This window comes from Pseudomonas sp. Pseusp11 (genome assembly GCF_047304405.1).
Lineage (GTDB): Bacteria > Pseudomonadota > Gammaproteobacteria > Pseudomonadales > Pseudomonadaceae > Aquipseudomonas.
Map to the genome: position 1 here is coordinate 33,143 of NZ_JBGLZF010000015.1, position 10,347 is coordinate 43,489.

Genomic DNA, 10,347 nt, shown 5'->3' on the forward strand with positions numbered 1-10,347 from the left:
GGGTCATGCGCGTTCTGATTATCGAAGACGAGGAAAAAACCGCGGATTATCTGCACCGCGGTCTGACGGAACAGGGTTACACCGTGGACGTGGCCCGCGATGGCGTTGAAGGCCTGCACCTGGCGCTGGAAAGTGACTACGCGGTGATTGTCCTCGACGTCATGCTGCCGGGCCTCGACGGTTTCGGTGTGCTGCGCGCATTGCGTGCGCGCAAGCAAACCCCGGTGATCATGCTCACCGCCCGCGAACGGGTAGAAGACCGCATCAAAGGCCTGCGCGATGGCGCGGACGATTACCTTGGCAAACCGTTTTCCTTCCTCGAACTGGTGGCGCGCCTGCAAGCGCTGACCCGGCGCAGCGGTGGCCATGAGCCGGTGCAGGTGAGCATCGCCGACCTGTGGATAGATTTGATCAGCCGCAAAGCCACCCGCGCCGGCACCCGCCTGGACCTGACCGCCAAGGAGTTCTCGCTGCTCAGCGTACTGGCGCGGCGACAAGGGGAAATCCTCTCGAAAACCGCCATCGCCGAGATGGTCTGGGACATTAATTTCGACAGCGACGCCAACGTGGTCGAAGTCGCGATCAAACGCCTGCGGGCCAAGCTCGACGGGCCGTTCGACGAGAAATTGCTGCACACGATTCGTGGCATGGGTTATGTGCTGGAGAGCCGTGGTGTCCAGTAATTCCATCGCGCTGCGCCTGAGCGGGATGTTTACGCTGGTGGCGCTGCTGGTGTTCCTGTTGATCGGCGGTGCGCTGTATCAACAGGTCGACAAGGGTTTGGGCCTGCTGCCCGAAGCCGAGCTCGATGCCCGCTATAGCGTGCTCGAATCGGCGCTCAACCGTTACGGCACGCCCGAGCATTGGGTGAAGATCAACGCCAAGCTCAAGCTGCTGAGCGAAGAAGACAAGCGCATTCGCTTTTGGGTGGTCAGCGGTAATCCCGGTTATGAATACGGCCAACCCGACGCGTCGATCCGCGCGTTCGCCCAAGGCCCGTTGGGCATGCGCGACATGGCATTGCCCGACCATCCGTACCCGCTGAAAGTGCTGCTAACCGAGTTGCCGGCCAAGGACCAGCGCCCACCACTGCGCTTCATGATCGGCATCGACACCGAAACCTTTTACGAGACACAGCACCACTTGCTGATCGCCCTGATCAGCCTGGCGATCATCGGTGTATTGCTGGCCTCGCTACTCGGTTATTGGGTGGCGCGGATCGGCCTCAAACCACTGATCAAGTTGTCGCAGGAAGCCCAACGCCTGGCACCACCGAGGCTGTCCGGGCGCCTGCAATTATCGCCATTGCCCCCGGAGCTCGATCAGTTCGTCAGTTCGTTCAACGCCACCCTGGAACGGGTGGAACAGGCCTACTCGCGGCTGGAATCGTTCAATGCCGACGTGGCCCATGAACTGCGCTCGCCGCTGACCAACCTGATCGGTCAGACCCAGGTTGCACTGACACGCGGGCGTTCAGCCGAACACTATTTCGAAGTGCTGCAATCGAACCTCGAAGAGCTTGAACGGCTGCGCTCGATCATCAACGACATGCTGTTCCTCGCCAGCGCGGATCAGGGCAGCAAGGCCACCCAACTGACGTCCACCTCGCTGGCTGACGAAGTAGCGACGACGCTGGAGTACCTGGATTTCATTCTTGAGGATGCGCAAGTTCAGGTCGAGGTCAGTGGCGATGCGCAGGTGCGAATAGAGATCGCTCACCTGCGCCGGGCGTTGATCAACTTGCTGAGCAACGCGGTGCAGCACACCGCGCCAAGGCAAGTGATTCAGGTGCGGATCGAAGTCGAAGAGCACCAAGTGAGCATCGGCGTCGCCAACCCGGGATCGCCGATTGCCAATGAACATCTGCCGCGCCTGTTCGAACGCTTCTACCGGGTCGATGCGTCACGCAGTAACAGCGGCAACAACCATGGCCTGGGGTTGGCGATCGTCAAGGCGATTGCGCTGATGCATGGCGGGGATGTGTTTGTGCGCAGTGATCATGGGATGAATACATTCGGCATTCACCTTCCAGTCTGATAGGACGGAACCCTGTGGCGAGGGGGCTTGTCGGAGCGCCGCATCGCCCCGTTGGGCTGCGAAGCGGCCCCTGAAACATCCAACCGCATTTCGTCATACACACCACACAAACCGGTTTTACGACTGCTTCGCAGCCGAACGGGGGCAAGCCCCCTCGCCACAGGATGTCCTTCTGCGCTCAAGGACTGTTACTTTTAGCGCAACAGTCCTTTATGCAATCCACTCTTTTTCCCCTCGCCCAAGCCCCTTATCGTTGCCCCATCAAACAGCACTTGCCAAGCAAGAAGGTTTTAAAGATGTCCAACAGTATGGGTATTGCCAGCGCTTTCGTTTTGTCGTCCTTGCTTCTGTCTCCGTTCGCCATGGCTGAAGAGTCGCAGACATTCGTCGCACAAAATGCCGAACGCGCCAAAGCCTACGAACAGTATCAAAGCGAACTGACAGCCAAGGCCCAAGAGGCTGCGCAAACCCCTCAAGCGTCAAGCACTCAAGCCCAGCCACGGATTGAGAAAGACAGCTGATCCATACGTATCGCTCTGTTTCCCTCGACACTTTTCATCGGCTCTTCCCTTTGAAAAGTTGTCTTCAAAGCCGCTGTTATCAGCGGCTTTTTTTCGTGCTGGTTTTAACCCCCTTCAGTTCGTCTTCCCTGACAACAAACATCCGCACTTCAAAACAATGAAATACTTAGTTGACCCAAGGAGCTTTACCGCACGTGCGTTTCCCTCTCAGATTCAGTCCGCTGTTCATTGCAATCGCTGCAACGATGGCCAACAACGCGCAGGCCGACGACGAATCCAGCCGCGAAGGCTTTGTCGATGGATCGAGCCTCAACCTCAATGCCCGCAACTACTACATGAACCGCAATCGCCTGCAAAAGGCCGATGACAACATCGAATGGGGTCAGGGCTTTCTCGGCCGCTTCGAATCGGGCTTCAGCCAGGGCACCGTCGGTTTCGGCGTTGATGCCCACGCGATGCTCGGGCTCAAGCTCGACGGCGGCGGTGGCACCGACGGGTCGAGCATCCTGCCGATCAGCGATGGCAACGGCAAGGCACCGGGCTCGTTTTCCACGGCTGGCGGCACCCTGAAAATGCGGGCCTTCGATACCGAATTGAAGGCCGGCGATCTGTTCCTTGCCAACCCGGTGATCGCCGGTGGCGAAACCCGCATGCTGCCGCAGACCTTTCGCGGCGTCAGCCTGACCAACCACAGTGTCGACGGGTTGATGATCGAGGGTGGTCAGGCCAGCTTCACCAAACTCTACAACCAGAGCGGCCACACCCGTATCGGCACGTCCTATGGCAGCCTGGCCGATGGCGATGAAAGCCGGCATCTGAATTGGGCCGGCGTGGCCTGGAGCGGCCTGCCGGGCCTGACCAGCAGCCTGTATGCGGCCGAACTCAAGGACATCTGGAACCAGTACTACTACGACCTGGATTACACCTATGCGCTGAATGACTTGGTCAGCCTCAACCCGGGCCTGCACTTCTATCACACGCAAGACACCGGCGATGCACTGCTGGGCAACATCGACAACAACACCTACAGCCTGCATTTCACCGTCGGCGTGGGCCATCACAGCGTCACCGCCGCCTACCAGCGGGTCAACGGCAACACGCCGTTCGATTACATCAGCCAGGGCGACAGCATTTATCTCGACAACTCCCAGCAGTATTCGGACTTCAACGGTCCGAATGAGCGCTCGTGGAAACTCAAGTACGCCTACGACTTTGCTGGCCTCGACATGCCCGGCCTGACCTCGGCGGTGTCCTACTCACGGGGTGAACTGGACCTGACCAAGGTCGATCCGGACAGCCGCGGTTACGCCTCGTGGTACAGCGCCAACGGCAGAAACGCCAGGCATTGGGAGCGAGACATCGATCTCAAGTACGTGGTCCAGGGCGGCAAGGCTAAAGATTTGGCGATGCGTCTGCAATGGGCGTCTAACCGTGGCGGCAATGGTTATGGGGCGCTGGATCAGGACACGGATGAATACCGGGTAATTGTCGACTACCCGGTGAATGTCTTCTAAGCTTCAATTAGCAAAAGGCCAGCATGTTTTGCTGGCCTTTTTTTTATCCGGGATTTATATAGGCGCGCTGGACGCGACCGGTTTCTGGGACTCTGCCCGATTCTTGTAAAAGCACTTTCATAACGCCTTAATTTGCAGAAGTCAGAACCATGAGTGTGAACAGTGCGAAATCCCGTGATCCGATCCGTTCGACACGCTCGGAGCGGCTTCTGGTTCTCAGTAGTGTGTTGTTGGTGATCGCAATACTGAGCATTGTCGCGTTCCTGCTGATCCGCGAACGCGCCAACGCCGAATCGTCCGCCGCTCGCGCCGCCAACAATATCGTGCAATTGATCGACGCCGACGTGCTGCGCAATGTCGAACTCTATGACGTGTCCCTGCTGGGTTTGATCGCGGCCTCCCAGCGTGAAGACCTCAAGAGCGTTTCCCCTGCCATCCGCCATCTGGCCTATTTCGACCGCGCCACTGCCGCGCCGTACAAGGGCAACATCTTGTTGCTCGACAACAAGGGCGACGTGATCGCCGACTCGGCCTCGGTGGAACCCAGAAAGAGCAACTTTGCCGATCGCGAATACTTCCAGTCCCACGTGAACAACCCGGACCCGGGCATGTTCATCAGTCGCCCCTTCAGGGCCAGGGCGCCGGAACAGGATTGGCGGATCAGTTTCAGCCGCCGGATGAACGGTCCCCAGGGCGAGTTCCTCGGTGTGGCCGAAGCCGCCATGCGTTTGAGTTACTTCGATCAGTTGTTCAACAGCTTGAGCATCGGTCGCGACAGTACGATCAATCTGATCAGCAAGGACGGGACTCTTCTGGCTCAGCAACCCCGTCTGGCCGAAGAACTGATCGGCAAGAACTTCAGTAATCGCCCCAATTTTCAGCGCATCGTCAAAGAAGGCAACGGCAGCTTCACCAGCATGTCCGATCGATACCATGACAAGCGCTTGTACACTTTCTCCAAGGTCGGGAACTTGCCGTTGATCGTCATCGTTGCGCTGTCCAGCGATGAAGTCTTCGCGGCCTGGAAGCGCACTGCAGTGGTGGTCAGCTCTGCGACCATTGCTCTGTGCGTTAGCTTGCTGTGGCTGACCTGGTTGCTCTGCCGGGAGCTGCGTCGACGCCAAAGTGCCGAGCAGGAACTGGCACAACTGGCCGCCACCGACCCCTTGACCGGTCTGGCCAATCGCCGAAGCCTGGATCAGGCCCTGCACCATGAATGGTTTCGTGCCCAACGTTCCGGTCAGCCGTTGTCGCTGTTGATGATCGATATCGATCACTTCAAGGCGTTCAATGATCGCCATGGCCACCAGGGTGGCGACGATGCCTTGCGCTCGGTGGCCAAGGTGATCGACACCCATGTCCGACGGCCGGCGGACCTGGTCGCCCGGTATGGTGGCGAGGAGTTTTCAGTGATCCTGGCTGAAACCGACGGCGCTGGAGCTCAGCAGATTGCCGAAAAAATCCGTATGGCGGTAGAGCAATTGCCGTTGGTGGGAGGTGATGTGTCACCGATTACTGTCAGTATTGGTATCAGTACCTGGACGACAGCAACCGATATCAGCCTGGAACAGTTGCTGTTTTCAGCGGACAAGGCGCTGTATCAGGCCAAGGAAAACGGGCGGAACCGGGTGGTTTGCGCGGTTTAAAAGCAAGAATCAAAAGATCGTCCGAACGCGGCCCGAACCTTCGGCAGCTCCTACAGATTCGATGTACGCCGCAATATCGCGGTCGAGCACAATCCTGTGTAGGAGCTGCCGAAGGCTGCGATCTTTTGCTTTTTAAAATGGGCATAAAAAAAGGCCACCCGAAGGTAGCCTTTAAAAAACTAGAGAGGTTTTTTGCTTACACGGCCGCAACAGGACGCATGTAAGAGATCGGTGCGGTGCTGGCGTCTTCGAACGTCACGACTTCCCAAGCATCTGTCTGCTCAATCAACTTGCGCAGCAGCTGGTTGTTCAATGCGTGTCCGGACTTGAAGCCCTTGAACTCACCAATCAGGCTATTGCCCAGCAGGTAGAGGTCACCAATCGCATCGAGGATCTTGTGCTTCACGAATTCGTCTTCATAGCGAAGGCCGTCTTCGTTCAGTACACCATCCGCGTCGACCACAATTGCGTTTTCAACGCTGCCGCCGAGTGCGAGGTTGTGCTTGCGCAGGTACTCGATATCACTCATGAAACCAAAGGTACGCGCGCGGCTGACTTCTTTTACGAACGAAGTGCTGGAAAAATCCACGCTTGCACTTTGTGTGCGGTCACGGAAAACCGGGTGATCGAAATCGATCTCGAAGCTCACTTTGAAACCTTCGAAAGGGACGAAAGTGGCGCGCTTGTCGCCGTCTTCCACTGTCACTTCCCGCAGGATCCGGATGAACTTCTTGGCGGCGTCCTGCTCTTCCAGGCCGGCCGATTGAATCAGGAATACGAAGGGTCCAGCGCTACCATCCATGATCGGGACTTCGGACGCGGAGAGCTCGACGTAGGCGTTATCGATGCCCAGGCCAGCCATGGCCGAGAGCAGGTGCTCCACCGTGTCCACTTTGACGTCACCGTTAACAAGCGTGGTCGACATAGTGGTTTCGCCAACGTTTTCCGCGCGGGCAGGAATCTGCACCACAGGGTCGAGGTCAGCACGACAAAACACAATGCCGGTGTCGACAGGCGCTGGCTTGAGGGTCAGGTAGACCTTCTCCCCGGAGTGCAGGCCGACACCTGTGGCACGGATAATATTCTTCAGGGTGCGTTGTTTAATCATGGCATGGGCCGCTTCAGCGCAAATTGCGAACTGGTATCAACAAAGGCTGGCGATGATAGCAGACCAGACCTTTGCTGAACACCAATCACCCTAATACCCCTGATACATTTCATCAATCGGCCTGACGACGCAGGAAAGCCGGGATGTCCAGGTAGTCCAGATCATCTTGCGGGTTCATCTTCGCGGCAGTCGCAGCACCGGCCTGAGCCTGGTTGCGCATGACGGTCGGACGGTCCAGGTCACGGTAGTTCACCGCAGGCTGTTCCTGACGAACAGAGGCTTGTTGTTGTGGCTGGGAAGCCATCGAGGTGTGAACGGTGTTGTCGATGACCTTCACAGGCTTCTCGATTTTAGCGCCCAGACCTGTGGCAACCACAGTCACGTGCAGCTCGTCGCGCATGTCCGGATCGATAACGGTACCGACCTTGACCATTGCGTGCTCGGATGCGAAGGCTTCGATGATGCTACCCACGTCGGAGTACTCACCCAGAGACAGGTCAGGACCGGCGGTGATGTTCACCAGGATGCCGCGTGCACCTTGCAGGTTCACGTCTTCGAGCAGCGGGTTGCGAATGGCCGCTTCGGTCGCTTCACGTGCACGGTTCGGACCGCTGGCGCAGCCAGTGCCCATCATCGCCATGCCCATTTCACTCATCACGGTACGTACGTCGGCGAAGTCGACGTTGATCATGCCCGGACGCTTGATGATGTCGGAGATACCGCGAACGGCACCGGCCAGTACATCGTCGGCCTTGGCGAAAGCCGACAAGAGGCTTGCGTCTTTACCGAGGATGGTCAGCAGCTTCTCGTTTGGAATGGTGATCAACGAGTCGACGCTTTCAGATAGCAGACGGATACCTTCGTCGGCGAGCTGCATGCGCTTGCGGCCTTCGAACGGGAACGGACGGGTCACCACCGCAACGGTGAGGATCCCCATTTCCTTGGCCACTTCAGCAATGATTGGCGCTGCACCGGTACCGGTACCGCCGCCCATGCCGGTCGTGATGAACACCATGTTGGTGCCCTGCAGGACTTCGGCAATGCGCTCACGGTCTTCGAGAGCGGCCTGACGACCTACTTCAGGGTTGGCGCCGGCGCCCAGACCTTTGGTCACGCTGGTGCCCAGTTGCAGAATGGTCCGCGCGCTGATGCTTTTCAGCGCTTGGGCATCAGTGTTGGCGCAGATGAATTCAACGCCTTCAATGTTGCTCTTGACCATGTGATTGACAGCGTTGCCGCCGCCTCCGCCAACACCGATAACTTTAATAACCGGGCTTGCGGGGATGTTGTCTACGAGTTCGAACATTTTCCCTCTCCTTACATTCTCTAGTTTTTTCGCCTACTGCTTTTGAAGCGGTGTTGCGGTAAAGCTTTAGAAATTGCCTTGTACCCAGCTCTTGATGCGATCGAGCAGAGCGGCTTTCGGTTCGTCATTGCTGTAGCTGTCGCGGCTGCCGATGCCCGAGAACGAAATCCCGTCGGACTGCTTCTGCAGGCCGTACATCAACAGGCCAACGCCGGTGGAATAGATCGGGTTGCGGACCACGTCGTCCAGACCCTTGACGCCATGGGGCACGCCCAGGCGAACCGGCATGTGGAAGATCTCTTCGGCCAGTTCGACCGCGCCTTCCATCTTCGACGTACCGCCGGTCAGCACGATGCCGGCCGGGATCAGGTCTTCGTAGCCGCTGCGACGCAGTTCGGCCTGGATCAGGGTGAACAGCTCGTCGTAACGCGGCTCGACCACTTCGGCCAGGGCCTGGCGGGACAGTTCGCGCGGTGGACGGTCGCCGACACTCGGCACCTTGATGGTTTCGCCGGCACCGGCCAGTTTGGCCAGGGCGCAGGCGTAGCGAATCTTGATTTCTTCGGCGTACTGGGTCGGGGTGCGCAACGCCATCGCGATGTCGTTGGTCACCTGGTCGCCCGCAATCGGGATCACTGCGGTGTGGCGGATCGCGCCTTCGGTGAAGATCGCGATATCGGTGGTGCCGCCACCGATGTCCACCAGGCACACGCCCAGTTCTTTCTCGTCGTCGGTCAGCACCGAATACGCCGAAGCCAGCTGCTCGAGAATGATGTCGTCGATTTCCAGGCCGCAGCGACGCACGCATTTTTCAATGTTCTGTGCGGCGTTGACGGCGCAGGTGACCACGTGAACCTTGGCTTCCAGACGCACGCCGGACATGCCCAGGGGCTCGCGAACGCCTTCCTGGTTATCGATCACGTAATCCTGCGGCAGGGTGTGCAGCACGCGCTGGTCAGCCGGGATTGCCACAGCCTGGGCCGCGTCGAGGACGCGTTCAAGGTCGGCGGAGCTGACTTCGCGATCACGAATCGCCACGATGCCGTGGGAGTTCAGGCTGCGGATGTGATTGCCGGCCACGCCGACGAACGCCGAGTGGATCCGGCAACCGGCCATCAGCTGCGCTTCTTCGATAGCGCGCTGGATCGACTGGACGGTGGACTCGATGTTCACCACTACGCCTTTTTTCAGGCCGCGGGACGGATGTGTACCGATCCCGACGATTTCGAGCGTGCCGTCGTCCGCGACCTCGCCGACCAGCGCCACCACCTTGGAGGTGCCGATATCGAGACCGACGATCATTTTGCCGCTTTGCACGTTTGCCATGGGTCCTGCCTCTTCTTAATTCTTTGCGACAGCGGGTTGGGCTGTCGTCGGCGCTACAGGTTCCCGCCAGCCAACGGCGAGGCCGTTGGCGTAGCGCAGATCGATGCGCGCAATGTTCGTAATCTGCTCTTTGAGCGTCTTGTCATAGATGGCAATGAAGCGGCGCATCTTTTCCACCAGGTTGCCGCGTCCCAGCAGCAGTTCGATTCCGGGACCGGCGCTGCCTGCGCCGGTGGTCAGGAACCAGCTGCCTCGTTCACGCAACTCCAGGCGTGCAATCGAGAAACCCAATGGCCTGAGCATCTGGCTCAGCACCTGGTATTGCTGCATCACTTGCTGCTGGGCCCGCTGGGGGCCGAACAGCTGCGGCAAGTGTTCGTAGTTCGCCAGCTCGCGCGGGGTGAACGCCTGCCCCTGGTTGTTCAACAGCGACTCATCGCCCCAACGGGCCACCGGCAGTTGTTCTTCCAGGCGAATCACGACCTGATCCGGCCACACCCGACGCACTTCGGCGTGGGCAATCCATGGCATCTGTTCCAGCTCGGTGCGCATGCTCGCCAGGTCGATGGTGAAGAAGCTCGACGCCACGTACGGGGCGATCCGCTGCTGCACCGCTTGCTGGCTGATGTAACTCAAGTCGCCCTGCACGGCGATTTTGGTGATCGGCCGGTCGGCGTACGGCAGCAAACGCTGTGCGCCTTCGTAAGTACCGAACCCCAACGCCACCAGCAACACGGGCCAGAACAGGCTTTTCAGAAAACCGAAGTTGGCTTTCGGCAGGCGCACGGACATCGGCTCTTTGGCCACCATTCGGCTGGCACCCCGCGGCACCGGTTTGCGGCCGGGTGGTGCGGAGGGCTGATGTCTCAGCTGTGCGCCTTGCATGGTC

At 58.8% G+C, this 10,347-nt stretch carries 9 protein-coding genes; 5 read left to right on the forward strand and 4 right to left on the reverse strand.

Annotated features, from left to right (window positions below; genetic code table 11):
* Nucleotides 1–5 precede the first annotated feature (5 nt).
* The 5 genes from ACCC96_RS14280 (at nucleotide 6) to ACCC96_RS14300 (ending at nucleotide 5,718) form a co-directional block, all read left to right on the forward strand.
* Nucleotides 6–683 (forward strand): heavy metal response regulator transcription factor, encoded by a 678-nt coding sequence (locus tag ACCC96_RS14280; protein WP_007943491.1) that lies wholly within the window; start codon nucleotides 6–8, stop codon nucleotides 681–683.
* Nucleotides 673–2,037 carry a heavy metal sensor histidine kinase gene (locus ACCC96_RS14285; RefSeq protein ID WP_413696162.1) on the forward strand — a complete coding sequence of 455 codons (1,365 nt, stop codon included), beginning with the start codon at nucleotides 673–675 and terminating at the stop codon, nucleotides 2,035–2,037. Before ACCC96_RS14280 ends, ACCC96_RS14285 begins: the two co-directional genes overlap by 11 nt.
* A gap of 296 nt (nucleotides 2,038–2,333) precedes the next feature.
* Complete coding sequence (locus tag ACCC96_RS14290; protein ID WP_413696192.1) at nucleotides 2,334–2,558, forward strand: hypothetical protein; 225 nt, start codon at nucleotides 2,334–2,336, stop codon at nucleotides 2,556–2,558.
* A gap of 194 nt (nucleotides 2,559–2,752) precedes the next feature.
* On the forward strand, nucleotides 2,753–4,072 hold the full coding sequence (locus ACCC96_RS14295; RefSeq protein ID WP_413696163.1) for an OprD family porin: 1,320 nt from the start codon (nucleotides 2,753–2,755) through the stop codon (nucleotides 4,070–4,072).
* Nucleotides 4,073–4,221: 149 nt separating this feature from the next.
* Entirely contained in the window at nucleotides 4,222–5,718 is a 1,497-nt protein-coding gene (locus ACCC96_RS14300; protein ID WP_413696164.1) for a diguanylate cyclase, read from the forward strand.
* 196 nt (nucleotides 5,719–5,914) lie between these two features.
* Here ACCC96_RS14300 and lpxC read toward each other — a convergent pair whose 3' ends face one another.
* The 4 genes from lpxC to ACCC96_RS14320 form a co-directional block, all read right to left on the reverse strand.
* Complete coding sequence (gene lpxC, locus ACCC96_RS14305) at nucleotides 5,915–6,826, reverse strand: UDP-3-O-acyl-N-acetylglucosamine deacetylase (protein WP_007939852.1); 912 nt, start codon at nucleotides 6,824–6,826, stop codon at nucleotides 5,915–5,917.
* A gap of 112 nt (nucleotides 6,827–6,938) precedes the next feature.
* Nucleotides 6,939–8,132, reverse strand: coding sequence for a cell division protein FtsZ (gene ftsZ / locus ACCC96_RS14310; RefSeq protein WP_413696165.1), 1,194 nt, complete (start codon nucleotides 8,130–8,132; stop codon nucleotides 6,939–6,941).
* Nucleotides 8,133–8,198: 66 nt separating this feature from the next.
* Nucleotides 8,199–9,458, reverse strand: a complete 1,260-nt coding sequence (ftsA, locus tag ACCC96_RS14315) for a cell division protein FtsA (protein WP_007939849.1) — start codon at nucleotides 9,456–9,458, stop codon at nucleotides 8,199–8,201.
* Nucleotides 9,459–9,473: 15 nt separating this feature from the next.
* A complete protein-coding gene (locus tag ACCC96_RS14320) occupies nucleotides 9,474–10,343 on the reverse strand; it encodes a cell division protein FtsQ/DivIB (RefSeq protein ID WP_007939848.1) in 870 nt (289 codons plus the stop codon).
* Nucleotides 10,344–10,347: the final 4 nt, after the last annotated feature.

Coding starts and splice junctions, on each gene's coding strand:
- ACCC96_RS14320 (WP_007939848.1), bottom strand. CDS start 10,343: ATGCAAGGCGCACAGCTGAGACATCAGCCCTCCGCACCACCCGGCCGC.
- lpxC (WP_007939852.1), bottom strand. CDS start 6,826: ATGATTAAACAACGCACCCTGAAGAATATTATCCGTGCCACAGGTGTC.
- ACCC96_RS14280 (WP_007943491.1), top strand. CDS start 6: ATGCGCGTTCTGATTATCGAAGACGAGGAAAAAACCGCGGATTATCTG.
- ACCC96_RS14290 (WP_413696192.1), top strand. CDS start 2,334: ATGTCCAACAGTATGGGTATTGCCAGCGCTTTCGTTTTGTCGTCCTTG.
- ACCC96_RS14300 (WP_413696164.1), top strand. CDS start 4,222: ATGAGTGTGAACAGTGCGAAATCCCGTGATCCGATCCGTTCGACACGC.
- ftsZ (WP_413696165.1), bottom strand. CDS start 8,132: ATGTTCGAACTCGTAGACAACATCCCCGCAAGCCCGGTTATTAAAGTT.
- ftsA (WP_007939849.1), bottom strand. CDS start 9,458: ATGGCAAACGTGCAAAGCGGCAAAATGATCGTCGGTCTCGATATCGGC.